General features: G+C 68.4%; 23 protein-coding genes. 10 read left to right on the top strand and 13 right to left on the bottom strand.

What is annotated here, in order from left to right; genetic code table 11:
* Positions 1-60: 60 nt before the first annotated feature.
* The 8 genes from ACYQ1L_RS19655 to dnaA form a co-directional block, all read right to left on the bottom strand.
* The gene (locus ACYQ1L_RS19655) at positions 61-462 is read right to left on the bottom strand and encodes a DUF3566 domain-containing protein (protein ID WP_159575129.1); all 402 of its coding nucleotides are present in this window, start codon (positions 460-462) and stop codon (positions 61-63) included.
* Positions 459-3,008 carry a DNA gyrase subunit A gene (gene gyrA / locus ACYQ1L_RS19650; protein ID WP_460005656.1) on the bottom strand — a complete coding sequence of 850 codons (2,550 nt, stop codon included), beginning with the start codon at positions 3,006-3,008 and terminating at the stop codon, positions 459-461. The genes ACYQ1L_RS19655 and gyrA overlap by 4 nt, the downstream gene beginning before the upstream one ends.
* Before the next feature lie 184 nt (positions 3,009-3,192).
* A complete protein-coding gene (gene gyrB, locus ACYQ1L_RS19645; RefSeq protein ID WP_460005655.1) occupies positions 3,193-5,277 on the bottom strand; it encodes a DNA topoisomerase (ATP-hydrolyzing) subunit B in 2,085 nt (694 codons plus the stop codon).
* Between the two features lie 118 nt (positions 5,278-5,395).
* Positions 5,396-5,887 (bottom strand): DciA family protein, encoded by a 492-nt coding sequence (locus ACYQ1L_RS19640; protein ID WP_460005654.1) that lies wholly within the window; start codon positions 5,885-5,887, stop codon positions 5,396-5,398.
* Positions 5,880-7,154: a DNA replication/repair protein RecF gene (gene recF / locus ACYQ1L_RS19635; RefSeq protein WP_460005653.1), complete on the bottom strand. Its 1,275-nt coding sequence runs from the start codon at positions 7,152-7,154 to the stop codon at positions 5,880-5,882. Before recF ends, ACYQ1L_RS19640 begins: the two co-directional genes overlap by 8 nt.
* 86 nt (positions 7,155-7,240) lie before the next feature.
* Positions 7,241-7,693, bottom strand: a complete 453-nt coding sequence (locus ACYQ1L_RS19630; RefSeq protein WP_460005652.1) for a GNAT family N-acetyltransferase — start codon at positions 7,691-7,693, stop codon at positions 7,241-7,243.
* Complete coding sequence (gene dnaN, locus ACYQ1L_RS19625; RefSeq protein WP_159575135.1) at positions 7,693-8,832, bottom strand: DNA polymerase III subunit beta; 1,140 nt, start codon at positions 8,830-8,832, stop codon at positions 7,693-7,695. The genes ACYQ1L_RS19630 and dnaN overlap by 1 nt, the downstream gene beginning before the upstream one ends.
* 548 nt (positions 8,833-9,380) lie before the next feature.
* Entirely contained in the window at positions 9,381-10,781 is a 1,401-nt protein-coding gene (gene dnaA / locus ACYQ1L_RS19620; protein WP_460005651.1) for a chromosomal replication initiator protein DnaA, read from the bottom strand.
* A gap of 300 nt (positions 10,782-11,081) precedes the next feature.
* Between dnaA and rpmH the strand changes: the two genes are divergently transcribed.
* The 10 genes from rpmH to ACYQ1L_RS19570 all read left to right on the top strand — a co-directional run bounded on the left by rpmH (position 11,082) and on the right by ACYQ1L_RS19570 (position 18,627).
* Complete coding sequence (rpmH, locus tag ACYQ1L_RS19615) at positions 11,082-11,219, top strand: 50S ribosomal protein L34 (RefSeq protein WP_045250217.1); 138 nt, start codon at positions 11,082-11,084, stop codon at positions 11,217-11,219.
* A 3-nt stretch (positions 11,220-11,222) separates the two neighbouring features.
* The gene (gene rnpA, locus ACYQ1L_RS19610; RefSeq protein ID WP_460005650.1) at positions 11,223-11,555 is read left to right on the top strand and encodes a ribonuclease P protein component; all 333 of its coding nucleotides are present in this window, start codon (positions 11,223-11,225) and stop codon (positions 11,553-11,555) included.
* On the top strand, positions 11,552-11,902 hold the full coding sequence (gene yidD / locus ACYQ1L_RS19605) for a membrane protein insertion efficiency factor YidD (RefSeq protein WP_159575138.1): 351 nt from the start codon (positions 11,552-11,554) through the stop codon (positions 11,900-11,902). Before rnpA ends, yidD begins: the two co-directional genes overlap by 4 nt.
* A 3-nt stretch (positions 11,903-11,905) precedes the next feature.
* Positions 11,906-13,000 carry a membrane protein insertase YidC gene (gene yidC, locus ACYQ1L_RS19600; RefSeq protein WP_460005649.1) on the top strand — a complete coding sequence of 365 codons (1,095 nt, stop codon included), beginning with the start codon at positions 11,906-11,908 and terminating at the stop codon, positions 12,998-13,000.
* The gene (locus ACYQ1L_RS19595) at positions 13,000-13,485 is read left to right on the top strand and encodes a Jag family protein (protein WP_159575140.1); all 486 of its coding nucleotides are present in this window, start codon (positions 13,000-13,002) and stop codon (positions 13,483-13,485) included. Before yidC ends, ACYQ1L_RS19595 begins: the two co-directional genes overlap by 1 nt.
* A 15-nt stretch (positions 13,486-13,500) precedes the next feature.
* On the top strand, positions 13,501-14,148 hold the full coding sequence (gene rsmG / locus ACYQ1L_RS19590) for a 16S rRNA (guanine(527)-N(7))-methyltransferase RsmG (protein ID WP_460005648.1): 648 nt from the start codon (positions 13,501-13,503) through the stop codon (positions 14,146-14,148).
* Between the two features lie 1,507 nt (positions 14,149-15,655).
* Entirely contained in the window at positions 15,656-16,582 is a 927-nt protein-coding gene (locus ACYQ1L_RS19585) for a ParA family protein (RefSeq protein WP_460005647.1), read from the top strand.
* Entirely contained in the window at positions 16,582-17,559 is a 978-nt protein-coding gene (locus ACYQ1L_RS19580) for a ParB/RepB/Spo0J family partition protein (protein WP_460005646.1), read from the top strand. The genes ACYQ1L_RS19585 and ACYQ1L_RS19580 overlap by 1 nt, the downstream gene beginning before the upstream one ends.
* A gap of 96 nt (positions 17,560-17,655) precedes the next feature.
* On the top strand, positions 17,656-17,994 hold the full coding sequence (locus tag ACYQ1L_RS19575; protein ID WP_460005645.1) for a single stranded DNA-binding domain-containing protein: 339 nt from the start codon (positions 17,656-17,658) through the stop codon (positions 17,992-17,994).
* Between the two features lie 306 nt (positions 17,995-18,300).
* The gene (locus tag ACYQ1L_RS19570) at positions 18,301-18,627 is read left to right on the top strand and encodes a hypothetical protein (RefSeq protein ID WP_460005644.1); all 327 of its coding nucleotides are present in this window, start codon (positions 18,301-18,303) and stop codon (positions 18,625-18,627) included.
* Between the two features lie 72 nt (positions 18,628-18,699).
* Here the strand turns inward: ACYQ1L_RS19570 and trxA are convergent, their stop codons facing one another.
* From trxA to ACYQ1L_RS19545, 5 genes are all read right to left on the bottom strand, one after another.
* The gene (gene trxA, locus ACYQ1L_RS19565; RefSeq protein WP_159575146.1) at positions 18,700-19,023 is read right to left on the bottom strand and encodes a thioredoxin; all 324 of its coding nucleotides are present in this window, start codon (positions 19,021-19,023) and stop codon (positions 18,700-18,702) included.
* A 74-nt stretch (positions 19,024-19,097) separates the two neighbouring features.
* Positions 19,098-20,051 carry a thioredoxin-disulfide reductase gene (gene trxB / locus ACYQ1L_RS19560; RefSeq protein WP_460005643.1) on the bottom strand — a complete coding sequence of 318 codons (954 nt, stop codon included), beginning with the start codon at positions 20,049-20,051 and terminating at the stop codon, positions 19,098-19,100.
* Between the two features lie 103 nt (positions 20,052-20,154).
* Positions 20,155-20,802, bottom strand: coding sequence for an IMPACT family protein (locus tag ACYQ1L_RS19555; protein ID WP_460005642.1), 648 nt, complete (start codon positions 20,800-20,802; stop codon positions 20,155-20,157).
* A gap of 12 nt (positions 20,803-20,814) precedes the next feature.
* On the bottom strand, positions 20,815-22,431 hold the full coding sequence (gene murJ / locus ACYQ1L_RS19550; protein ID WP_460005641.1) for a murein biosynthesis integral membrane protein MurJ: 1,617 nt from the start codon (positions 22,429-22,431) through the stop codon (positions 20,815-20,817).
* Entirely contained in the window at positions 22,424-24,631 is a 2,208-nt protein-coding gene (locus ACYQ1L_RS19545) for a DUF6049 family protein (protein WP_460005640.1), read from the bottom strand. Before ACYQ1L_RS19545 ends, murJ begins: the two co-directional genes overlap by 8 nt.
* Positions 24,632-24,917 lie beyond the last annotated feature (286 nt).

Below are 24,917 nucleotides of genomic sequence, written 5' to 3'. Positions count from 1 at the left end.
CGGGAACGACGAAGGCCCGGACCCCTCGACGAGCTCAGGGACCGGGCCTCCGCGACAGCGTCAGTTCGAGGTGAATCCGACCAGCAGTCCGCCGGTGATCTTCACGGCGAAGTTGTAGATGCCCGCGATGACCGCGCCCATCACGGTGAAGACGATGAGGTTCAGGATCGCGCAGACGGATCCGAAGGCGAGCACCTGAGGCAGGCCGATCACCGCGCTCAGCTTGGCGCCGTCGGCGATGCCCGCGACGAACTCGTCGGCCTTGCCCATCAGCCCGGTCGCATCCACCACCAGGTAGATCAGCAGGAACGACACGAGCGTGACGATCGCGATCGCGATCGCGCCCAGGAACGACAGCTTCACAGCCGACCAGAAGTCGATGTAGACCAGGCGCAGACGCACCTGCTTGCTGGAGGTCTTCCGGGACGACTTCTTCGCGAGCTTGTCGGCTACCGTGCTCATGCGTCAGTTCCTTCGGGGGCTTCGGGGGTTTCGGTCTCGGGGGCGGCACCGGAGTCCTCGGACTCATCGCTGTCGGCCAGGCCTCGCTCGGTGTTCCGGGCGATCGCAAGGATCCGATCGTCCTCGTCGGTCCGGGCGAAAACCACGCCCATGGTGTTGCGACCCTTCGCCGGCACCTCGGCCACGGCAGAGCGTACCACCTTGCCGCTGGCAAGAACCACAAGGACCTCGTCGTCCTCCTGGACGATCAGACCCCCCGCCAGAATGCCCCGGTCATCGTTCAGTTTCGCGACCTTGATGCCTTGTCCGCCGCGGCCCTGCACCCGGTACTCGTCGACCGAGGTGCGCTTGGCGTAGCCGCCGTCGGTGACGACGAACACGAAGCCGCCCTCGGTGACCAGGGACGCGGACAGCAGACTGTCGTCCCCGTTGAACCGCATGCCCTTGACGCCCTCGGTCGCCCGGCCCATCGGGCGCAGCGCCTCGTCGGTGGCGTGGAACCGCACCGACATGCCGTGCCGGCTGATGAGCAGGATGTCGTCGGTGGCGTCGGCGAGGAAGGCGCTGACCAGCTCGTCGTCCTCGCGCAGGCGGATCGCGATGACGCCGCCCTGGCGGTTGGTGTCGTAGTCGCCGAGACGGCTCTTCTTCACCAGGCCGCCGCGGGTGGCGAGCACCAGGTACTGCGCCGCCTCGTAGTCGCGGATGTCGAGGATCTGCGCGATCTTCTCCTCGGGCTGCAGGGCGAGGAGGTTCGCCACGTGCTGGCCCTTGGCGTCGCGGCCGGCCTCGGGGATCTCGTACGCCTTGGTGCGGTACACGCGGCCCTTGTCGGTGAAGAACAGCAGCCAGTGGTGCGTGGTCGTCACGAAGAAGTGCTCGACGAGGTCGTCGGCGCGCAGCTGCGCACCCTTCACGCCCTTGCCGCCGCGGTGCTGCGAACGGTAGTTGTCGCTGCGGGTGCGCTTGATGTAGCCCTCACGGGTGACCGTGACGACCATCTCCTCCTCGGCGATCAGGTCTTCCATCGACACGTCGCCGTCGAAGCCGTGCAGGATGTGCGTGCGACGCTCGTCGCCGAAGCGGTCGACGATCGCAGTGAGCTCCTCGCGGATGATGCCGCGCTGGCGGCCTTCGTCGGCGATGATCTCCTTGTAGTCGATGATCTGGGCCTCGAGCTCGGTGGCCTCGTCGATGATCTTCTGACGCTCCATCGCGGCGAGGCGGCGCAGCTGCATCTGCAGGATGGCTTCGGCCTGGTCGCTGTCGATGTCGAGGAGCTTCTGCAGGCCCTCGTTCGCCTCCTGCGCGGTGGGCGAGCGGCGGATCAGGGCGATGACCTCGTCGAGCGCATCGAGCGCCTTGAGGTAGCCCTGCAGGATGTGCATGCGCGCCTCGGCCTTGGCCAGGCGGAACTTCGTGCGGCGCACGATGACGTCGATCTGGTGGTCGAGCCAGTGCGTGATGAAGCCGTCGAGCGCGAGGGTGCGGGGCACGCCGTCGACGATCGCCAGCATGTTCGCGCCGAAGTTGTCCTGCAGCTGGGTGTGCTTGTAGAGGTTGTTCAGCACGACCTTGGCGACCGCGTCGCGCTTGAGCACGATCACGAGGCGCTGCCCGGTGCGGTCGCTGGACTCGTCGCGGATGTCGGCGATCCCGGTGATCTTGCCCTCGCGGGCCAGGTCGCCGATCTTCACCGCGAGGTTGTCGGGGTTCACCTGGTACGGCAGCTCGGTGATCACCAGGCACGTGCGGCCCTGGATCTCCTCGACGCCGACGACCGCGCGCATCGTGATGGATCCGCGTCCGGTGCGGTACGCCTCGTGGATCCCCTTGGTGCCGAGGATCTGGGCGCCGGTGGGGAAGTCGGGGCCGGGGATGCGCTGGATGAGCCCGTCGAGCAGCTCCTCGCGGGGGAGCCCCGGGTTCTCCAGCGCCCACAGCGCGGCGTCCGCCACCTCGCGCAGGTTGTGCGGCGGGATGTTCGTGGCCATGCCGACCGCGATGCCGATCGAGCCGTTGACGAGCAGGTTCGGGAAGCGCGACGGCAGGACGTCGGGCTCCTCGGTCTGGCCGTCGTAGTTCGGCGAGAAGTCGACGGTCTCCTCTTCGATGTCGCGCACCATCTCCAGCGCGAGCGGAGCCATCTTCGTCTCGGTGTACCGCGGGGCCGCGGCGCCCATGTTGCCGGGGGAGCCGAAGTTGCCCTGGCCCAGTGCGAGCGGGTAGCGCAGCGACCACGGCTGCACCAGGCGGACGAGGGTGTCGTAGATCGCCGAGTCGCCGTGCGGGTGGTACTGACCCATGACCTCGCCGACCACGCGGGCGCACTTGGAGAACGACTTGTCGGGGCGGAAGCCGCCGTCGTACATGCCGTAGATCACTCGGCGGTGCACCGGCTTGAGGCCGTCGCGCACGTCCGGCAGCGCACGCCCGACGATGACCGCCATCGCGTAGTCGAGGTACGACCGCTGCATCTCCGACTGCAGGTCGACCTGGTCGATCTTGCCGTGGTTGTGCTCGGATTCGTTTCGTTCGTCCGTCATGTCTTCTTCTCGTCCTGCCCGCCTGGGGCCCGGGCTCCGGGGTCTCACTGGTCAGGAGCAGAGCGGGTTCCTTCCCGCTTCGCGGGCCCCTCCCGATGCACCTGACCAGTGAGACCCCTGCGCCCTCCTCCGCCACGAAGGAGAAACTCCCGATATTCGCTTGTGTGGTGTGTGGTTGTGGGGGTCAGATGTCCAGGAAGCGGACGTCCTTGGCGTTGCGCTGGATGAAGCTGCGGCGCGACTCGACGTCCTCGCCCATCAGCACGCTGAAGATCTCGTCCGCCGCGGCGGCGTCGTCGATCGTGATCTGCCGCAGCGTGCGCGTGGTGTGGTCCATCGTGGTCTCCCACAGCTCCTTGGCGTTCATCTCGCCCAGACCCTTGTAGCGCTGGATGCCCGCATCCTTCGGGATCCGCTTGCCGTTCGCGAGCCCGTCCTGGAGCAGCGCGTCGCGTTCCGCGTCGGAGTACACGTACTCGTGCGGCGCGTTCGTCCACTTCAGCCGGTACAGCGGCGGCATCGCGAGGAACACGAAGCCGGCCTCGATGAGACCGCGCATGTAGCGGAACAGCAGCGTGAGCAGCAGCGTCGTGATGTGCTGGCCGTCGACGTCCGCATCCGCCATCAGCACGATCTTGTGATAGCGCGCCTTTTCGAGATCGAAGTCCTCGCCGATGCCCGTGCCGAAGGCCTGGATCATCGCCTGGACCTCTTTGTTGGCCAACGCCTTGTCCAGACGCGCGCGCTCGACGTTCAGGATCTTGCCGCGCAGCGCCAGGATCGCCTGGGTGTGCGGGTCGCGGCCCTGCACGGCGGAGCCGCCGGCCGAGTCTCCCTCCACGAGGAAGATCTCCGAGATCGACGGATCCTTGCTCGTGCAGTCCTTGAGCTTGTCGGGCATGGCGGCCGACTCGAAGACGCTCTTGCGCCGGGCCGTCTCACGCGCCTTGCGCGCGGCCAGGCGGGCGGTCGCGGCCTCGACGGCCTTGGTCACCACGTTCCTGGCCTGCTTCGGGTTGCGGTCGAACCAGTCGCCGAGCTGATCGCCGACGACCTTCTGCGTGAACGCCTTCGCCTCGGTGTTGCCGAGCTTGGTCTTGGTCTGCCCCTCGAACTGGGGCTCGCCGAGCTTGATCGAGATGACGGCGGTGAGGCCCTCGCGCACGTCGTCGCCGGTGAGATTGTCGTCCTTCTCCTTGAGGATGTTGTTGGCGCGCGCGTAGCGGTTGACGAGAGTCGTCAACGCCGCGCGGAAGCCCTCCTCGTGGGTGCCCCCCTCGTGCGTGTTGATCGTGTTCGCGTAGGTGAACACGTTCTCGGTGTACCCCGTGGTCCACTGCATGGCGACCTCGAGGGAGATCTTGCGTGCCGTGTCCTCAGACTCGAAGGCGATGATCTCGTCGTTGACCACATCGGCCTTGCGCACGTGGTTGAGGTACTCGACGTAGTCGACGAGCCCGCGCTCGTAGAAGAACACGTCGGAGCGCTGGCGGGTGACGACCGTGCCCTCGACCTCCTCATCGACCGTCGCTCCCTCGCGCTCGTCGTGCAGCTCGATGCGCAGCCCCTTGTTCAGGAACGCCATCTGCTGGAAGCGGGTGCGCAGAGTGTCGTAGTCGAACTCGACCGTCTCCTGGAAGATGCTCGCGTCCGGCCAGAACGTGATCGCCGTCCCGGTCTCTGTCGTGGCCTCGCCCTTCTCGAGCTGCTGCTGCGGGGCGCCGCCGTCGGCGAAGCTGTGCCGCCAGACGAAGCCCTTCTGCTTGACCTCGACCTCGAAGCGGGTGGAGAGCGCGTTCACGACGGAGGAGCCCACGCCGTGCAGACCACCGGAGACCGCGTACGCGCCGCCGCCGAACTTCCCGCCGGCGTGCAGGATCGTCAGCACGACCTCGACGGTCGACTTGGTGGGGTCGGAGGAGTGCGGGTCGACCGGGATGCCGCGGCCGTTGTCGATGACACGGACGCCGCCGTCGGCGAGCAGGGTGACCAGGATGGTGTCCGCGTAGCCGGCCAGCGCCTCGTCGACCGAGTTGTCGACGATCTCGTAGACGAGGTGGTGGAGACCGCGCGGCCCGGTGGACCCGATGTACATGCCGGGACGCTTGCGGACGGCCTCGAGACCCTCGAGGATCTGGATCGAGTCGGCCCCGTACTCCGCGGCCTGGCCTGCGGGAGCACTCGAACTGCTGCCGGTCTTCGCGGATCCGGGTGCTTCAGCCCCCGTCTGGGTCGATTCGTTCGCGTCAGAGGGGGTTTCAGGCGTCATCTGAGGGGTGGCTCCACATCGAAGATCTAGGCGCCCAGTCTATCGGAAAGACCCCTTCCTGTCTCGTTGTACGCGCTTCTGCGCGCCTTAACAGACCTGAAACAGGATGGATCCTGCCTCACCCGTAGGTATCGCGCGGACCGCGCCCTGGAGCGACTCTGGGACCCCATTTCCAGGAAGGGACGTCCGGCCCGACGAAGCGGATGTTCTCGACTCCGGCCTCCGGATACCGCCGACCGATCTCGGTGATGATCACGGCGCGCATATACTGCAGGTTCTTGGCCCAGGCCGTCGAGTCGCACTTCACGGTGAGCATCCCACCCTCGAGCGAGACCGGCTCCGAGTGCTTCGCGGTGTCGGGACCGGCGAGCTCGGCCCACTGCAGCACCAGGTCCTCGCGGCTCAGCGCGGCCTCCCAGCCGGCGTCGCGGGTGAGCTTGGCGAGCACGTCGCCGAGGGATCCCGGATCGCGGCCCGGCGTGAACGGCGCGTTCTCGTCGTCGACGATGCGCTTCTTGCGCTTCCAGTTCTTCGAGCTGGGCTTGAGCCCGCGCAGGCGCAGGTAGGTCGCGACGGTCTCCGGGACCTCGGGTTCGTCGTGCTCAGTCATCGTGCACCTCCCCGTCGTCCAGAGGCGCGGACTCGGTCGCTGAGCCCGTCGAAGCGACGGAAGGCGTGCGCGACGTCCCTTCGACGGGCTCAGGAACCGGGGGCTGATCCCGCTCGTCGATGATGGTGCCCGCGGAGATGCGGACCACATGCCGGTGCAGCACCTCGGGGATGTCCTCCTCGACGGCGGCGGTCACGAGGACCTGCTCGTACCCCGATGTGATGCCGGCGAGCCGCCGCCGGCGCTCGGCGTCGAGTTCGGCGAAGACGTCGTCGAGGATGAGCACGGGATCCCCGGCCGGCGACTCCGCGCGCAGCAGCTCCGCGGACGCGAGCCGCAGGGCGAGGGCGATCGACCAGGACTCGCCGTGCGAGGCGTACCCCTTGACCGGGAGGTCGCGCACCCGCAGCACGAGGTCGTCGCGATGCGGTCCGACGAGCGTCAGACCGCGCTCGAGCTCGGCCGGTCGCTTGGCGGCGAGAGCGGCGCGGAACAGATCCGCGGTGCTTCCGCCGATCTCCTCCGGTCCCTGAGCTTGTCGAAGGTCGTCGCCCTCCTCGGGGTCGCCGCCGCGGATCGACTGGGCCCAGTGCAGCCGCGGATCGTGGTCGGCGCCGGCGATCGTGGCATAGGCGTCGGTCAGTCCGGGCTGCAGATCCGCGGCGAGTCGGGAGCGGGCGTCGATGATCTCGGATCCGAGGGCGATGAGCTTGTCGTCCCAGACGTCGAGCGTGCTCAGGGCGTCGGCCTTGATGCCGCGCGCCCGCGCCGATTTGAGCAGCGCCGTGCGCTGTCGGAGCACGCGGTCGTAGTCGCCGAGCACGGCGGACATCCGCGGAGTGCGCTGGATCAGCAGCTGGTCGGCGAAGCGCCGCCGCGCGGACGGATCCCCCCGGACGATCTGCAGGTCCTCCGGGGCGAAGAGCACGACGTGGGCGTAGCGGGGGAGGTCCGCGGTGCGACCCGGTGCGCCGTTGATCCGCGCCTTGTTGGATCCCTGCCGGTTGATCTGCACCTCGATCAGCACTTTCCGCTGGCCGTGCGCGAGCCGTGCACGGACGATCGCGGCCTCCTGGCCGTCGCGCACCATCGGCGCATCGGACGAGACGCGGTGCGAACCCAGCGTCGCGAGGAAGACGATGGCCTCCGCGAGGTTGGTCTTGCCCTGGCCGTTGCGGCCGACGAGGACGTTCGGACCGCGGTGCAGCGCGAGCTCGGCGGTCGCGTAATTGCGGAAGTCCACGAGGCTGAGGTGCTCCACAATCACCCGAGCAACCTTACCCGCGGCCCCCGACAGCGCGGGGGGCGGATCCGGTGGCCGGGGCGGTGGTGATCACGCCGGCCGCGCGGGAGTCAGAGGTCGCGCGCGACGTAGACCATGCCGCCCTCGCGGCGCGTCTCGGTCATCCCCGCGCGGGCGAGCACGGCGAGCGAGGCCGCGTTGCTCTCCTCGGTGTCCGCGATGGCGCGCACGGCACCGTTCGCGGCGGCGATCCGGAGGCCCTCGACGACCGCCGCGGTCGCGAGCCCTCGTCCGCGCGCCGAGGGCACGAGACCGTAGCCGAACTCGACGGTGCCGCTCTCGTCGGGAGGGCCGAAGAAGCCGAAGCCGCCGACCGCGAGGCCGTCGTCGTCCCGGATCGCGTACAGCGTGAACACCGGATCCGCGCTGTCGCTCGCGGCCAGCGAGCGCAGCGGCACGAGCTCGTCCTCGAACGGGTACTCCGGATGCCAGTCGTCACCGGCGCGCTCTTCCCGGGCGACGATCCGCGCCGCCAACGCGGGATCGATCGGATCCAGCCGCATCAGCGCAGCAGCAGGTTGGGCTGCAGCAGGTACTTGAACGAGTCCAGCCCGGCCTTGTCGACCGAGGTCTGGCTGGTGATCAGTACGGGGCTGAGCTTGTTCGCGTTGTCGGAGGACGTGAACGTGACGCGCACGAACTCGCTCTTCACGGCGCCCAGGGCCTCCAGCAGGTACTGGGGGTTGAGGCCGAGCGTGACGTCCTCGCCGTTCAGGTGCGCGTCGACGGACTCGGAGGCGCGAGCCTGCTCGCCGCCCGACGCGTCCATCGTGACCGACGATGTGTCGAACGTGAACCGCAGCGGTGCGGAGCGGTCCAGCACCAGGGCCACGCGGCGCACCGCCTCGGTGAGGTCGGCGGTGTTGACGACGGCGTGGTGGTCGGTCTGCTCGGGGAAGAGGCGACGCACCGGCGGGAAGTTGCCCTTGATCAGCAGCGAGGTGACGGTCTTGTTGCCCGCGGTGAACGCGATGATCTCGCGGTCGCCGGCACCGGAGAACGAGATCTGGATGGTGCCGGCGTGGCCGAAGGTCTTGCCGACCTCCTGCAGGGTGCGGGCAGGGACGAGCGCGGTCTGCTCGGACGCCTCGCCGTCCCACGGCACGTCGCGCAGCGACACCCGGTAACGGTCGGTGGCCACGAGGCTCAGCGTGTTCTCGCTGACCTCGAGCTGCACGCCGGTCAGCACCGGGGTGACGTCGTCACGGGAGGCGGCGAAGGCGACCTGCGCGATCGCCGTGCCGAACTCCTCGGCCGGGACCAGGCCGCTGGTGCCGGAGACCTCGGGGATCGACGGGTACTCCTCGACCGGCATGGCGGCGAGGGTGAACCGCGCGGATCCGCAGCGCACGGCGACGCCGCCGTCCTCCTCGACCGCGATCTCGATCGGCGCGTTGGGCAGACGGCTCGCGATGTCGGACAGCAGCCGCCCGTGCACGAGGATCGTGCCGGGCTCGTCGACGGTCGCCTCGATGGTGGTCCGCGCCGAAGCCTCGTAGTCGAAGGCGGAGAGGGTGAGGCCGTCGTCGCCCGCCTCGATCAGCACACCGGCCAGGATCGGCTGCGGGTTGCGCTGGGGCAGGAGCTTGACGACGAAGGACACTGCTTCGCTGAAGACATCGCGATTGACCTGGAACCTCACCGGCGCTCCTCCGTCGTCTGAATCCGCGGGGTCGCGTCGAACGCGCCCACGGTCCGCTGGCACACACCAGGGGATCCCATGCTAATGCCACGTGGCGTCGCGTCCAGATCGGAGCCCTCCGGATCCGGATCCATCCCCAGCCCGGCTCCGGGAGGTGATCGATGGCCGGAGATTCGAATGGAGTTCTTAACGGTGTTAACGGCTGTGGATACTGTGGATAACTCTGGGGATGCTTTGCGGCCGTAGGGAACTACACGTCTGTGACTTGTGGAGATCATGCGGAAACACAGGGGTCGCAGGCGACGGCGGCAGGATCCTGTCCGCCGAGTTATCCACAGATCAGGGCATCGTGTGGGGAATCCACGCCGTGCGATCGGGGAGATATCCCCAAGTTATCCACATGTGGACACGCGGAGCGCGGGCATGCCAGAATGCGCCACCCGATCGCTGCTGTCGCGTCCACGGCCCTCCTGGGGCCGTTCGGGGGCGGATCCCTGTGCGAGGGGGATCCCTTCGAGGGCGGCGGGACGCCGTGGATGAGGTCCGGGTCAGCGCCGGCTGAGCTGGGCGGTGATCTCGGTCACCTGGTTGAAGATCGCCCGGCGCTCCTTCATGAGCTCGCTGATCTTCTTGTACGCGTACATCACCGTGGTGTGATCGCGGTTGCCGAAGAGCTGCCCGATCTTCGGCAGGGAGAGGTTGGTGCGCTCGCGGCACAGGTACATCGCGATCTGACGCGCCGTCGCGATCTGCTGCGACCGGCTGGATCCGTACAGGTCGTCCTCGGGGAGCTTGAAGTAGTTCGCCGTGGTGGTGATGATGTCGGTCGGCGAGACGATGCTGTCCTCGTCCTGGTCCACGATGTCGCGGAGTGCCGTCTGCGCGGTGGCGATGTCGAGGGCGGAGCGGTTCAGGTTCGCGAACGCCGTGGCGCGGATGAGGGCGCCCTCGAGTTCGCGGATGTTCGAGGAGACCTTGGTGGCGATGTACTCGAGCACGTCGTCCGGCACGTGCAGCTGCTCGCTCTGCGCCTTCTTGCGGAGGATCGCGATGCGGGTCTCGAGGTCGGGCGCCTGCACGTCCGTGATCAGACCCCACTCGAAGCGGCTGCGCATCCGCTCCTCGAAGCCCGTGAGGTGCTTGGGCGGCACGTCGCTGGTGATCACGACCTGCTTGTTGTGGTCGTGCAGCTGGTTGAAGGTGTGGAAGAACGCCTCCTGGGTCTCCGTACGCCCCTGCAGGAACTGGATGTCGTCGATCATGAGGATGTCGACCTCGCGGTAGCGCGCCTGGAAGGCGGATCCGCGGTTGTTCGCGATCGAGTTGATGAAGTCGTTGGTGAACTCCTCGCTCGACACGTAGCGCACCTTGACCCCGGCGTACAGGGACTGCGCGTAGTCGCCGATCGCGTGCAGCAGGTGCGTCTTGCCGAGACCCGGGCCGCCGTAGATGAACAGCGGGTTGTAGGCCTTCGCGGGCGCCTCCGCCACGGCGACGGCGGTCGCGTGGGCGAACCGGTTGGACTGGCCGATCACGAAGTTGTCGAAGGTGTACTTCGGGTTGAGCCGCGACTCGTGGCGGATCGGCGTCGGCTGCTGCTCGATGGGGGACTCGACGCGGGCCGGCTCCTGCCGGGCGGATGCGAAGTCGGCGACGGGGATGGGCACCGTCTGCTGCTCCACCATGTCGTGGTTCACGGTGACGCGGAAGGAGGTGACCTCGTCGCCGATCCGGGCGAGCGCCTCCATGATCGGGAGTCGGAGGCGCTTGTTGATCTGTCCGGCGGTGAGATCGTTGGGAACCTCGAGGTAGAGCGTCGCGGTCATCACGCCGGCGGGGACCGCGAGGTTGAGGAAGCCCTGCAGCGGGGCGGTGACGCGCTCGTCGCCGGCCAGCTCGGCGAGCAGCTCGTCCCAGATCGGGACGTCGGACGCTGCGGATGCTGACATGGTTCCCCCGGGTGACTCGGCACAGCGGCGGATTTCGATCTCGCTCCTGTGGATAACTGCTCGTGCCACGGTAGTCAGCGCGGGCCCCGAGGGCAAGCTGTGACGGGCGCTCAGCGGCGGCGTGTCCCTGTGGGCGGATCCGTCCACAGGTGTGGATAATGGTGCTTTCGCCCGCTCAGTTTGCGATGTGGGAAGCGACGTCGTAGCCTTAATCGGTTGACTTATGCCATTTCGGCAGTCTTTGTCCACCCGTCTCCGGCCGCATCGATCCCGGTGACAGCTTCCCTTTCCGGAGAAATCATGAGCAAGCGCACGTTCCAGCCCAACAACCGCCGCCGCGCCAAGAAGCACGGCTTCCGCGCCCGCATGCGCACCCGCGCCGGCCGCGCCATCCTGTCGGCACGCCGCTCGAAGGGCCGTGCCGAGCTCTCGGCGTAATCCGTGCTCGCCCGCCCGCATCGACTCACCCGCGGGTCCGACTACCGCACGGTGGTTCGGCGCGGGCGGCGATACGGCGGGCCCCGGTTGATCGTCTCGGTGCTCGACACCGGTGAGCAGCGCCCCGTGCGCTTCGGTTTCATCGTGAGCAAGCAGGTGGGGAACGCAGTGACCCGCAACACCGTGCGGCGACGCCTGAAGGATGCCTGCGCCCGTCAGCTTCCTCTGCCCGACGGCGTCGACATGGTCATCCGCGCTCTCCCGTCCGCGGCTGCGGCGCCCTTCGCCGAGCTGCTGGCGGACGTGGATCGCGCGGTCGCACGGGGTGTGCGATGAGCGCACTGCCGGCCTACTCGCGCGGCACGGCGCATCTGCACGCCGCAGACCTGCTGCGGGCTGCGCCGTTGCTGCCGCGGAACCTTGTGCTGGGCTTCCTCACCGCGTACCGCGCGGTCATCTCGCCGCTCTATGGCGATGTCTGTGCGTACTACCCCAGCTGCTCCGCCTACGCTGTAGGTGCGGTGCAACAGCATGGCGCGGTGAAAGGCGCAGGCCTTTCGGCGTGGCGGATACTGCGCTGCAATCCCTGGAGCCACGGCGGCGTGGACGACGTGCCGCTGCACAAGAACTTCCGACACGCCCTCACGCCTCGAGGATTCGTCGTACCCTCCCGAAAGGACTGATCAGTGGGTTCCGACCTCCTGTTTGCCGCGTCAACGACGCCCGCTGCCTCGAGCGGCGGCTTCGATCTCCTCGGCACCATCATGTGGCCGTTCAAGGCACTGGTCGAGGCGATCCTCGTCGCCTGGCACTGGCTGTTCACGTCGCTCGGGATGCAGGGCTCTGCCGGCCTCACCTGGGTGCTGTCGATCGTCGGCCTGGTGCTGGTGATCCGTGCGGCGGTCTTTCCGCTCTTCGTGCGGCAGATCAAGAGCCAGCGCAAGATGATGGAAATCGCCCCTGAACTGCGGAAAGTTCAGGAGAAGTACAAGGGCAAGCGGGATCAGCTGAGCCGTGAGGCGATGAGTCGCGAGACCATGGCCCTGTACAAGAAGCACGGCACGACTCCGATGTCGAGCTGTCTTCCGCTGCTGGTGCAGATGCCCTTCTTGCTCGGCATGTTCTACACGCTGAGCGACGTCAAGAAGCACGCGGAGGCCGGCGTCGGCGGCGTGTGGCTCCTCACCAAGGAGCTCACCAAGCAGTTCTATGACGCGACTCTCTTCGGAGTGGCGCCGCTGCACACCAGCCTCGTCGACGCGGTGCAGCACAAGCCGGCCGGCTGGGAAGCCACAGTCGCGATCCTCATCGTCCTGGTGGTCCTCATGATCGGATCCCAGTTCTTCACGCAGCTGCAGATCATCTCGAAGAACCTGTCGCCCGAGGCCAAGACCGGCCAGGCGTATCAGATGCAGAAGATCATGCTGTACATCCTGCCGCTGGGCTTCATCTTCTCGGGTCTGTTCTTCCCGCTCGGCGTGGTCATCTACTGGTTCGTCAGCAACCTGTGGACCATGGGCCAGCAGTTCCTGGTTCTGCGGGAGATGCCGACTCCCGGATCCGATGCGGCGAAGGCGCGCGAGGAGCGTCTGGCTCGGAAGGGCAAGGCCATCAACTCCGAGGGCAAGGTCGTCCCGATGTCCGTGTACGAGGCGGAGCAGCGGAAGATGCTGGAGGACGCGGAGCGTCTGCGCGCACAGCAGCCCAAGCGGCAGCAGCCGAAGAGCGCCAAGCGCGCCAAGAAGGAACAGGGGAGCAAGTCCCAGAGCGGAGATCAGTGATGAGCGAGCAGAGCCTGTCTGAGCCGACCGTTTCCGACCTCGAGCACGAGGGCGACGTCGCGGCCGACTTCATCGAGGGACTGCTGGACATCGCCGACATCGACGGCGACCTGACGCTCGACGTCAAGCAGGGCCGGGCTTACGTGTCGGTCGAGGCCGAGGGGGACGGGCTTCGGCTGCTCTCTGCACCCGAGACGGTGCAGGCTCTGCAGGAGCTGACGCGACTCGCGGTGCAGACCAGCACCGGCACGTTCTCCCGCGTGATTCTGGATGTCGCCGGCTCGCGAGACGCACGGCGCAGCCAGCTCGAGCGTCTCGTCGATTCCGCGGTGGCGAAGCTCGACGAGGGGGCGTCCCAGGCGTCGCTGCCGTCGATGTCGAGTTACGAGCGCAAGCTCGTCCACGACATCGTGGCGGAGCGTGGCCTCGTCTCCGAGTCGTACGGCGATGGACCGGCGCGCCACACGGTCATCCGTCGGCACTGACGTTTCACGTGAAACATGGCTGAGGTGGAAACCGACGTGTCGGGGCTCGAGCCCGAGCCCGCGGCCGCTGCAGAGCTGTTCGGCGACCGGATCGATCTCGCACGTGCGTTCACCTCGGCGCTCGCGGAGCAGGGGGAGGAGCGGGGCCTGATCGGCCCGCTGGAGGTCCCGCGGCTGTGGACGCGGCACATCCTCAACAGCGCCATCGCCGCGCCGCTCTTCCATGGGGACGTGGCGGATGTCGGATCCGGGGCAGGCCTGCCTGGAATCGTCCTCGCGATCGCACTCCCGGACGTGAACTGGACGCTCATCGAGCCGATGGAGCGCCGCGTCGCCTGGCTGGATGAGCAGGTGGCCGCGCTCGGCCTCTCGAACGTCACGGTGGTTCGCGGCCGCGCCGAGGACGTCGGCCTCAGCGCTCGCTTCGACATCGTGACCGCGCGCGCGGTCAGCGCACTGCGCACCCTGCTGCCGTGGACCGCGCCCCTGGTGCGCAACGGAGGAGAGCTGGCGCTGCTGAAGGGCGCCAATGCGGAGAACGAGATCACTGCCGCGCAGAAGCAGATCCGCAAGTACCTCCTCAGCGATGTACGCGTGGAGACTCTGGGGGAGGGCGTGCTCTCCGAGACGACTCGCGTCCTCCGCGCCACGGTTCGCGGCTGATCCGCGCCGCCCTGTGCGGCATTGCTGTGCGCGAGATCTCATGATGGCACTTCGGGAAGTCCCGAGTCGCTTCGTCGCGCGGTCTGCCGTACCGGATACTCCGTCGCACGTCCCATAAGAACCACCGCGGGGCCATGGAACGTGTGGCTTCGGAGAGGACAGTGGCATGCTGACCTCGTTCGTGGGACCTCGCCGCATACTCTCCGACGCCACACCCGCTTCACTCTTCCCGATGATCCGCTCTCACTGAGCCCGCCGGCGTGCCGCTCGCGGGCGAGCCGTGAGCGCATCGCTGCGGCGCACCTCACGCATGCAGGGCTTTGCGCTGCAACGTGGAGGTCTTGCAGGCGGCCTCCCGATTCACCGGACGCTTGCGACATTCCTGTTGTCGCAATCCTGCGCTTCTCGAGGGAGCCGCAGCTCCGGCGATTGCTCCCGTGTGGTTCGCCTGGGCGAGGCGCTCGCGCGGGGGCCACGCCCAGGCGCACACCGTTCGCGGCACGTTTCACGTGAAACCGGGTGTTTGGTGCTGGTGCTGGTGCTGGTGCCGGTGCTGATGCTGGTGGTGGTGGTGCGAGGGGCGGTTCCTGCGGGGAGTGGCGCGGCTCGTCGCGGCCGCGGCGCGGAGGCGCTGGTGTCCTGCCCCCGTGGTCGACCTGGTCTACGCGGTCGACCAGATCCATTGGGCTGGCTCGATGAGGCTGCCCCGACTGCTGGGCCCGTGGTGTGACGTCTCCCACGTTGAGTCCCCGTGGGTAGCGCACTCCAGAGTTGATGTGGTGGGGCACGGATGTTTCACGTGAAACGGTGCGTGATGCAGGGGTGCGTCACCGACCTGGTGCAAAACCGTGACCCGCGGCGCGGGTGCCAGGTGCCCTGGCAGTACCAGCAGGAGTGGTAGCCCCAAATGCGCCCGACCACGCGGCGCGCTGCCATGATCAGTCGGCCCCGCGGATCGGCGTCCTGTGTCCGGAGACGACCTGTAGTTGTGGCGTACCGCTTCGTCGTTCCGCAGATTCGTCGGGGCTCGCAGGTCGCGATCAACGTGATCTACCCGCATGGTCTGCACTGAGGTCGTTGCAGGCGAGTGTTTCACGTGAAACATCCATGATGCGGCCGGGTTGGCGGCCAGAGCGCGATCTCTGAGGGAGGATCAGTCGGCGCCGGCCCTACTGCCAGCGGGTCGAAGGTGGGCAGCCGGCGGCCATCGGGGTGGCGCGGTGGAAGCGTGAAGAAGCGAACCAGATCCAGGGACAGGCTCATTCAGTCCGGAACAGGGGTGAGCAGCGAGGGGAAGAGTTGTCTCTGCCGGTGTGTGGCGCGCGCTGCGGAGGGACAGCAGCAAGGTTGCGCACGAATTGTTGCCGGACGCGACAGTGATCGGTCCACACAGTCAGGTTTCACGTGAAACATCGCGCAGATCGCGGTCCGGGGGACGGGATTGTCAGCCGCGCCGGTTAGAGTGGAGATTCCGTCGTTCCCCGTCGGAGATCGTCGAAAGGAGTGGATGTTTCACGTGAAACAGTCCTCGAACACCTCGACTGCTGATTACGGCGTGGACACCCCTCTGGCACGGGAGATCGCGGATCTCGCCGCTCGCCGCAAAGCATTGGAAGCGGTCACCGTCTCATTCGATGGCCCTACACGCATCTTCACGATCTCGAACCAGAAGGGTGGCGTCGGCAAGACGACCACGGCGGTCAATGTCGCGTCAGCGCTGGCGGAACTCGGCGCGAAGGTCCTCGTCATCGACCTGGATCCGCAAGGAAACGCGTCCACAGCACTCGGCGTACCCCACACGGCGGACCTGCAGAGCATCTACGACGTGCTCATCAGTGACGTGCCGCTGGCCGATGTGGTGCAGGTGAGCCCGGAGTCCCCGAACCTCCTGTGCGCACCGAGCACCATCCACCTCGCCGGCGCGGAGATCGAACTGGTTTCCCAGGTCGCACGGGAACACCGCCTGCGCACCGCACTGAACGACTATCTCGCCGGACACCCCACGGACATTGTGATCATCGACTGTCCTCCCTCCCTCGGGCTGCTGACCATCAACGCCTTCACGGCCGCGACCGAGGTGATGATCCCGATCCAGTGCGAGTACTACGCGCTCGAGGGACTGAGCCAGCTTCTCGGCAACATCCGCATGATCCAGAAGCACCTCAATCCGCAGCTCGCGATGTCGACGATCCTTCTGACGATGTTCGACGGCCGCACTCGCCTCGCGCAGCAGGTCGCCGAGGAGGTGCGCGGTCACTTTCCGCACGAGGTCCTGGACACCGTGATCCCGCGTTCCGTCCGCGTCTCCGAGGCGCCGAGCTTCGGCCAGACGGTCATCGCGTACGACGGACAGTCGGTGGGCGCAGTCGCCTACCGCGAAGCAGCAGTGGAGATCGCCCGCCGGGCGAACGACGACAACGAGAAGGGGCACTGATGGCCAAACGCACGGGACTCGGCCGGGGGATCGGGGCGCTCATCCCCACTTCGGATGCAGCGGAGCGTCCCGTCGACGTCTTCTTCCCCGGTGCACGCATCGCCGAGGCGGTGAAGGAGTCCGCCCCGGTGGTGACCGCCACCGAGGAAGCGGATCTCGTCGCTGTTCCCGGCGCTCGCCTGATCCGCGTCGATCCGCGGGACATCGTCCCGAACCCGCGGCAGCCTCGCACCCACTTCAACGAGGACGATCTGGCCGAACTGGTGCACAGCGTTCGCGAGTTCGGCGTGCTGCAGCCCGTCGTGGTCCGCGAGAACGCCGAGGGCCAGTACGAACTGATCATGGGGGAGCGGCGCACGCGCGCCGCGCGCGAGGCCGGCCTCGACTCCATTCCCGCCATCCTCCGTGAGACTGCGGACGAGGATCTGCTGCGTGACGCGCTTCTCGAGAACCTGCACCGGTCGCAGCTGAACCCGCTGGAGGAGGCATCGGCCTACCAGCAGCTGCTCGAGGACTTCGGGATCACCCAAGAGGCCCTTGCCGCACGGATCGGGCGCTCCCGCCCGCAGGTGAGCAACACCATCCGGCTGCTGCGGCTGCCGGTCCCGGTTCAGCAGCGGGTCGCGGCCGGCGTCCTGACCGCCGGTCACGCACGTGCGATCCTGTCGCTCGACGATCCTGAGCTCATGCAGCGGCTCGCTGACAAGGTCGTCAACGAGGACCTTTCGGTGCGCGCCACAGAGGAGGCGGCGAAGACGATCGCCGCCGCCGGCGCCGTCACGAAGTCACCGAAGCCGCAGGCGGGAGCGCGTCGCGCCTATCTCGACGATGTCGCGGGCAAGCTGGGGGATCGCCTCAATACTCGCGTGCAGATCGCACTCGGCGCGAGGAAAGGCCAGGTCAAGATCGAATTCGCATCGATCCAGGATCTGAATCGGATCCTCGCCGAGATCGGTCAGGAGGGCTTCGGAGCCTGACGCCCGAGCACCCCACCTGCACAAGGCCCGGAGGCATTCGCTGAAAGCCGATTCCTTCCGGGCCTTCGTGTCGTCAGCCCCGCGTAGGCTTGGCGGGTGAGTGAATCCCCGACGCGACGCGCAAGCCTGGAAGTGCTGCGCGCGGAAGCGGCGGACGAGCTGGCCGTCCTCGTCCAGGAGCGGCTGCTCGGGGGAGAGGATCCCTGGGCCTTCATGGAAGAGCTGCCCAGCGTAGACGAGCTCGTGGTCTTCCTGCTGCGGGCCGACAAGATCGTCGAGAGCGGTGGCGTCCGCCCCGACGACGCCCGCAACTTCGAGGTCCTGCGCCGCATCGCCCTGGACTACCCGGAGCTGACGCCGATCGTGTGGGGCCTTCTGGGCGATGGTCCGAAGTACCGTCGCTGGGACCTCCTCGCCGACGACGCACGTTCCTAGAACACGCGCGTTCTCCAGCGGGTCATGGTTTCACGTGAAACCAAGTCGGTACCGCGTAGTGCGGCCGGGCTGCGGGGTGCGTACTTCAGGTGCAGAGCGGATTCCTTCCCGCTTCTCGGGCCCCTCCCGATGCCCCGGAGTAAGCGCCCCTCCGCCCCAGCCCGATGCGCGGCGGTGAGCCACACGAGACAGCACTGCGTGGCTGACCGTAGGGATGTTTCACGTGAAACGAACGGGCCGTAGAGTGCGGAACGCGGGGCGAGTGGGAGAAGCATCCACCATCTGTGCGCCACCAGGGAGGACGAGATGCCGGAGCAAGATCGGGTCGTCGTGCCGGACTTCGTCGGTAAGGCAGTCCATGTGGCGAGTGACGAGGCCGCACAGAAGCGCATCCTCACGAGCGACGACCCCGACAGCCCGAGCCTGCATGCGCGAACCTGGCCGGGGCTGTTCCGGGTCACGGCGCAGGACGTCCCTGCCGGCAGCCTCGTCGAGAGCTGGACGCGGGTCGTGGTGACCTATGTCGCGGAGGGCGGCACGCCCAGCGCGGTCGGGGCCCCGCCGAGTGATCCGTCTCCGGCCCTGTCCGCGCACGCGGATCCGGAGGACGACGCATCCGAAGTACGGGAGTAGCCAGCCGGGATGCGCTGCAGGGCACGAAAAAGCCCGCCCTCCAAGGGGAGGGCGGGCTTCATCAGCGTGTCGTCAGCCGAGGAACGCGGCCAGATCCTGCTCGAGCGCGAACTTCGGCTTGGCGCCGATGATCGTGGTCTTGACCTCGCCGCCCTGGAAGACCTTCATGGCCGGAATCGACGTGATCTGGTACTTCATCGCCAGATCCGGGTTCTCGTCCACGTTGAGCTTGAGGATGGTGATCTTGTCCGGGTTCTCCGACTGGATCTCGTCCAGCACGGGCGCGACCATGCGACACGGTCCGCACCACGCGGCCCAGAAGTCGACCAGAACGGGGCCTTCGGCCTGAAGCACGTCCTGCTCCCAGGTCGCCTGGCTGGTTGCCTTGGCAGTCATGATTCTCCTTGTTCGTGTGAGCGCGAGACGCTCGGTGAAGTCAACAGCGAGGGTGTCCGAACTGTTCCCGCTGGTCAGGCGAGCGCAGTTTCCGCCGCAGTTCCGTCCGACAGTGCGGCCAGGAAGTGCTCGACGTCGAGGGCGGCGACGGTTCCGGATCCGGCAGCGGTGACGGCCTGACGGTAGGTCGGGTCGATGACGTCGCCTGCGGCGAAGACCCCGGGCACGGAGGTGCGGGAGCTGCGGCCGTCGACCCAGATCGTGCCCTCGGGCGTGAGGTCGAGTTTGCCGTGCACGAGGTGCGTGCGCGGGTCGTTGCCGATCGCGATGAAGAGGCCGTCGACCGGAAGGTCGGTCACGCTGCCGTCCACCGTGTTGCGCAGGCGCACGCCGGCGGTCGCGTCCTCGCCGAGGACCTCCTCGACCGCGCTGTTCCAGATGAACTCGATCTTGTCGTTCGCGAACGCACGCTCCTGCATGATCTTCGAGGCGCGCAGAGTGTCCTTGCGGTGGATGACGTACACCTTGGAGGCGAACTTCGTGAGGAAGGTGGCCTCCTCCATGGCCGAGTCACCGCCGCCGACGACCGCGATCGTGCGCTCCCGGAAGAAGAAGCCGTCGCAGGTCGCGCACCACGAGACGCCGTGGCCGCTCAGACGCTCCTCACCGGGGATGCCGAGCGTGCGGTAGGCGGATCCCGTCGCGTAGATGATCGAGGCGGCCTCGAGCACCGTACCGCTGCCGAGAGTCACCTTCTTGACGTCGCCGTCGAGGTCGAGCTCGGTGACGTCGTCGTAGAGCACCTCGGTGCCGAACCGCTCGGCCTGCTCCTGCATCTTGGCCATCAGGTCGGGGCCCTGGATGCCCTCGGGGAAGCCGGGGAAGTTCTCGACCTCGGTGGTCTTCATCAGCTCGCCGCCGACCTCGACCGAGCTCGCCACGAGCACCGGGTTCAGGTTCGCGCGGGCCGCGTAGATCGCCGCGGTGAACCCCGCAGGTCCCGAACCGATGATGATGACCTGTCGCATTGCTTCTCCTTGCTGTCGCACGCTTCAACACATGGTACCGGCGCGGCATTCCGCGGACCTGGAGGTCGTCAGCGCACTCACGGCGGCAGGCCGACCCTGAGATTCAGGCGGGGACGTCGACGACGCGCGTGCCGCCGAATGCGGGTGAGAGGGCGCCGGCCGAGAGCGCGGCGAGGTCGTCGACCAGTGCATCGCGATCGGCGGCGGGGATCCACAGGGTGAACGAGGCGGATGCGCCGTAGGCGACATCGCCGAACGACGAGTCGTGCGTGGCAGCCCAGTCCCGCAGGGCGTTGTCGATCCGGCCCGCTTCGGCGTGCGGCACCTCGACGCGCGCCTCGAGGAGCTCCCGGCGGTGCAGCAGCACGGCGTCGTCCAGGGCATCGGAGACCGCGGTCGAGTACGCGCGGATGAGACCGCCCGCACCGAGCTTCACGCCGCCGAAGTAGCGGGTCACCACGGCGACCACATCGGTCAGGCCACGTCGGCGCAGCACCTCCAGCATCGGCATCCCGGCGGTGCCGGACGGCTCACCGTCGTCCGAGGAGCGCGCCTGGTCGCCGCCGAGTCCCGTCACCATGGCGGTGCAGTTGTGGCGGGCATCCCAGTACTGCCGACGCACGGCGGCGATGACGGCCTCCGCCTCGTCGACGGAGCGCACCGGCGCGACGCGCGCGATGAAGCGCGACTTCTTGACGACGAGTTCGCGGACGATCGGCGCGGCGAGGGTGTCGGGGTAGGAGCGCGTCATGGAGGGAGTGCTTCAGCGGCTCGGCACGAACCGGCGTGCGAGGCCCTTGAGGGCGTCGAGCTCGGGAGCGCGGAAGACGGCGAGGATGCCGATGTAGACGACGATCACCACCGCGGCGATGATCGCGCTGCCGAACACAGCCGGGATCTTGTCCGTCGTCGTCCAGCCGTGCGCGCCTCCCAGCAGGAGGAAGACACCCCAACCGGCAGCCGCGGCCGGGACGGCGGCGAGGGCGAACCGGCCGAGCGCGAGAACCCAGCTCGCCGTACCGATGCCCCGCAGACGGCGGTGCAGCAGCGCGCTCGCGACGATCGTCTGCAGGATGCTGGACAACGACTGTCCGAGCGCGAGCGTAGCCGCGAGGACCGACAGCGGGATCACGCCCGCATCGTGCAGAAGCTGGGTGCCGAAGGACGTGGCCACGATGAGCACGCACTGGAAGACCGTGAAGAAGAACGGCGTACGGGTGTCTCCGAAGGCATAGAAGGTGCGCTGCACGATGAACAGCACCGCCAGGGGCAGGAGCGCGACCAGATAGCCGACGAGTACGAGAGCAGCGGCCTGGGCTTCGCTTCGGTCGTCGGTGAAGATGCGTGATGCGGGGATGACCGCCGCGAGAACCGCGGCCAGTGCACCGGTGAGGAAGAACCCGAGCGCCCGGATGCTGCGGCCGATGTCGGTGCGGACGTCGTCGACGCGCTGCGCGTGCGCGTGCTCACTGAGCTGCGTGAAATAGGGGGTGCCGATCGATAGCACGATCACGGAGTAGGGGAGCATGAAGATCAGCCATGCGTTGTTCATGACGGTGAGCGACGCGTTGTCGCCCGATGCGCCGAACGCGACGCTGTGCTGGTAGAAGCCGGCGACGAGGCTGGACAGGGCCATGAGCATGGTCCAGCCGGCCAGCTTGCCGATGTTGCCGAGGCCCACTCCGCGCCAGCGGAAGTCGACGCGCAGTGCCAGGCGGGTTCGCGGCCAGAAGGCCAGGAGCACACCGGCCTGCACCGCGATGCCCAGTGTGGCGGTGCCGCCGAGCCAGGCGATGCGGTCGGCCGGCCAATCCGAGACGGCGGTCAGGGGTGTCCCGAAGAGGTATCCGATGACGAGGAACCCCACGATGGAAACCACGTTGTTCACAACGGGAGCCCAGGTGAACGGACCGAAGATCCTGCGCGCGTTCAGGGTCTCGCCGATCAGCGCGTAGAGGCCGTAGAAGAAGATCTGCGGCAGGCACCAATAGGCGAACGCGAGGGCGAGCTGCTGCTGCGCGACCGATGTACCGGCCTTCATGATGACGCTGATGATCCACGGGGCGGCCAGCATAGCGATCGCAGTCGCGGCGAGCAGCACGACTGTTCCCGCTGTGAAGATCTTCGAGATGAACGCGCTGCCGCCGTCTTCGCCGGCGACCGCCTTGACGATCTGCGGCACCAGGACGGCTGTCAGCACGCCGACCGAGATGATCGAGAACACGTCGTTCGGCAGCTGGTTCGCCAGGGCGAATGCGTCCGGAGCCTTGCCGACGGCTCCGATCACGCCGACAAGCACGATCGTGCGCAACAGGCCGGTGATCCGCGACACCATGGTTCCGGCGGCGAGGACGGCGCTCGCGCGGCCGAGACTACTCATGCGACTCCTCGCGGGGCGATTCGGATCCCGCCGCCGCGGATGACGCCGAAGCGGACCCGGAGGCCTCAGCGGTCAGCGCGCCATCCTCGTCCGGATCATCGTCGGATCCGTCCATGCCTTCGGCGGCATGCTTCTCGGCGGCTGCCTTCCGCCGGCGGATCGTGCGGAAGATGCCGGCGCCGATCAGGAGCAGCCCGAGGGTGCCGAACACGATCAGGCCGATCGTCTCCCACTCCGCGCGGATCGTCAGGCGCGCGGTCTGCTGCGGCCCGATCGCCACGCCGGTCGGGCTGGTCAACGACATGGACAGGGTGATCTCGGCGTTGGCCACGTGCGACTCCAGCGGGAGGCGCACCGGCGTGGTGCTGGACGGCAGCGCCTCGACATCCGTCGTCGGCGGCACGTCGATCCGGGAGTCGCTGGGCACGACGTTCAGCCGCACGCGCACGGGGTACGGCAGGTCGTTGCGCACCCACACCGGTACGTTCACCTTGGGACTGATCAGGATCGGGTTGGACGGCTGGATCCCGACCGCCTTCATGGTCTTCTGCGTCGCGGAACGGTGCGCGCTGAGCGCTGCGGCGAAGTCGTCCGGGCTGGTGTGCACGCCGACGCCGAGCAGCCGCATCATCGAGATCCGCTCACGCACCGTGAGGTCGGCCGGGCGCGCGAGGATCGTCGCGAACTGGGCCAGACGGTCGGCGTCCTGCTGCAGGGCGAGCACCGCCGCAGCGCGGTCTTCGGCGGACTCGGTCGCCACGGTGAGCTCAGCGGGCGGGGCGGACAGCACCCGGTCGAGGCGGCCGTCCAGCCCGCCGCTGAACGCGGTCACCGCGTCGGTCAGCCCCTGCGCCGGACGGCTGTCCGCGCGGGAGAGGCCGGCGAGCACGGTCGAGCCGGGGGCGTCGAACCAGAGCATCGCGTTCGTCGCCGTGAGCGCGTCTCCGCGCGCGGTCGGGTCGGACTGCTCCGCAGCGGCGCTCAGCGCGGCAGAGACTGCATCGTCGGAGACGAGTACGGCGGATCCGCCGACGGTGGCTCGCGGGGCGACCGCGCCACCCTCCGCACCCGCGGTGAAGGTCGTCGACGGGAGGATCGGGATGGTGGCGGATCCGGCCGCGCCGTAGTGCGACATCGTCGCGATCTGGGCGGGCGTCACCTCGCCGCGCGGCCAGAGGATGTCGGAGCGCGCGCCGCTGATCGCATCGGGCGACGACGCGGCGGATGCAGCGGGGTTCGCGGTCGCGGTCGGAGTCGGCGTGGGGGTGGACGGCGGGGTGCCCGCGGGCCCCAGGAACGGGGTGAAGTCGTCGACGGCGAGTGGCGCGGTGAGCCCGGCCGCGGCCTGGGCGGTCGCGTCCGCATCGCCGAACTGCAGGGTGAAGCGCTCGTTGGGCAGCGCTTCGAGGCGCGCCAGCCACGCGGTCGCGGTGGCGGGCGCCGCCGTGCCCAGAACGCGGATCGCGGCGGGGATCGATGGGTCCACCGCGAGCACGGCCGGGGTGCCGGCCACGCCGTTCAGTTGCGCGGTGAGCGCGCCCTCCGGCGCGGTCAGGGCGGTGAGCTCCGCAGCGCTCAGCAGGTCGCCTTCGGGGGCGGCCGTGATCGGCACCACGGTGATGACGGTCGCAGGCGCGCCCTGGGCGACGACCAGCACGGTGCGCGAGTCGGCTGCGGGGGCGGGGGAGCCCGCCGCCGCGGGCGCCTCGAAGCGCGCGCGCAGCGGATACACGCCCGGGGCGAGGGCACCGACGTCGGCCGCGGGCACGACGACCTGTGTGCGGGAGGTGCCACCGGCGCCTACGGCCGTGGTGCGCACGTCACCGATCGGGCTGAGCGCGGGCGCATCCGCGGATCCGTCCAGCCACGCGCTGACGGCGTGCCGGTCGCCCAGGGCGGTGCGCCCGAGTTCCAGGTGGACGGTGCCGGCGCCGAGGCCCGCAGTGGCGTCGTTGCGCAGCGCCAGCGTCGCCGTCAGCGGGGCGCCGGAGAGGTAGGAGCCGTTCGCGTCGGGAACCAGCGCGACCTGCAGGCCCTCGTGCTGGGGCGTCTGCGTGGGACTCGGGGTGGGGGTGCTCTCCGCGGCGGCCGGCGTCGGCACCACGAGCGGCAGTGCCAGTCCCAGTGCCACGGCGACGGCCCCCGCGGCGCGGCGGAGGCGCAGTCGGAGGGGGGAGTTCGCTGTCGTGGTCGCAGTCATGGGGATCCGTCGGGCGCGCGAGGCGCGGCGAGTGCTGGCCCTGAGATTCTAGGCGGCGCGCGCCGCCGATCCCTGGAGGCGGGCAGGGTGCGCGGTGGTGGGATGGGTGCGCATCGCCGGGCACGGTCCCCACGGAAACGACGGGAACGCTTCCGGGACGGTGGGGCTTGCCGCGAGGCCGGGCGGCCGCGGCAACGGGCAACGCCTCAAGGGCCACCGCGGCAACGGGCAGCGCGGCGCCGTTCAGCGCGGAGCCTGCGTCGGCCAGCGGAGCCTGCGCTGTTCC

Source organism: Microbacterium xylanilyticum (genome assembly GCF_054654695.1).
Note: the sequence above shows the minus strand (reverse complement) of the source record. Positions and strands in the feature narration are given on the sequence as shown.

What these genes read in the sequence shown, in the direction of transcription:
- ACYQ1L_RS19595 (WP_159575140.1), top strand. Translation starts at nt 13,000, where the DNA reads ATGAGCGAGCAGAGCCTGTCTGAGCCGACCGTTTCCGACCTCGAGCAC.
- ACYQ1L_RS19585 (WP_460005647.1), top strand. Translation starts at nt 15,656, where the DNA reads ATGTTTCACGTGAAACAGTCCTCGAACACCTCGACTGCTGATTACGGC.
- ACYQ1L_RS19580 (WP_460005646.1), top strand. Translation starts at nt 16,582, where the DNA reads ATGGCCAAACGCACGGGACTCGGCCGGGGGATCGGGGCGCTCATCCCC.
- rpmH (WP_045250217.1), top strand. Translation starts at nt 11,082, where the DNA reads ATGAGCAAGCGCACGTTCCAGCCCAACAACCGCCGCCGCGCCAAGAAG.
- murJ (WP_460005641.1), bottom strand. Translation starts at nt 22,431, where the DNA reads ATGAGTAGTCTCGGCCGCGCGAGCGCCGTCCTCGCCGCCGGAACCATG.
- yidD (WP_159575138.1), top strand. Translation starts at nt 11,552, where the DNA reads ATGAGCGCACTGCCGGCCTACTCGCGCGGCACGGCGCATCTGCACGCC.
- ACYQ1L_RS19630 (WP_460005652.1), bottom strand. Translation starts at nt 7,693, where the DNA reads ATGCGGCTGGATCCGATCGATCCCGCGTTGGCGGCGCGGATCGTCGCC.
- trxB (WP_460005643.1), bottom strand. Translation starts at nt 20,051, where the DNA reads ATGCGACAGGTCATCATCATCGGTTCGGGACCTGCGGGGTTCACCGCG.
- ACYQ1L_RS19640 (WP_460005654.1), bottom strand. Translation starts at nt 5,887, where the DNA reads ATGACTGAGCACGACGAACCCGAGGTCCCGGAGACCGTCGCGACCTAC.
- gyrA (WP_460005656.1), bottom strand. Translation starts at nt 3,008, where the DNA reads ATGACGGACGAACGAAACGAATCCGAGCACAACCACGGCAAGATCGAC.
- ACYQ1L_RS19545 (WP_460005640.1), bottom strand. Translation starts at nt 24,631, where the DNA reads ATGACTGCGACCACGACAGCGAACTCCCCCCTCCGACTGCGCCTCCGC.
- ACYQ1L_RS19655 (WP_159575129.1), bottom strand. Translation starts at nt 462, where the DNA reads ATGAGCACGGTAGCCGACAAGCTCGCGAAGAAGTCGTCCCGGAAGACC.
- rsmG (WP_460005648.1), top strand. Translation starts at nt 13,501, where the DNA reads ATGGCTGAGGTGGAAACCGACGTGTCGGGGCTCGAGCCCGAGCCCGCG.
- trxA (WP_159575146.1), bottom strand. Translation starts at nt 19,023, where the DNA reads ATGACTGCCAAGGCAACCAGCCAGGCGACCTGGGAGCAGGACGTGCTT.
- dnaA (WP_460005651.1), bottom strand. Translation starts at nt 10,781, where the DNA reads ATGTCAGCATCCGCAGCGTCCGACGTCCCGATCTGGGACGAGCTGCTC.
- ACYQ1L_RS19555 (WP_460005642.1), bottom strand. Translation starts at nt 20,802, where the DNA reads ATGACGCGCTCCTACCCCGACACCCTCGCCGCGCCGATCGTCCGCGAA.
- gyrB (WP_460005655.1), bottom strand. Translation starts at nt 5,277, where the DNA reads ATGACGCCTGAAACCCCCTCTGACGCGAACGAATCGACCCAGACGGGG.
- ACYQ1L_RS19570 (WP_460005644.1), top strand. Translation starts at nt 18,301, where the DNA reads ATGCCGGAGCAAGATCGGGTCGTCGTGCCGGACTTCGTCGGTAAGGCA.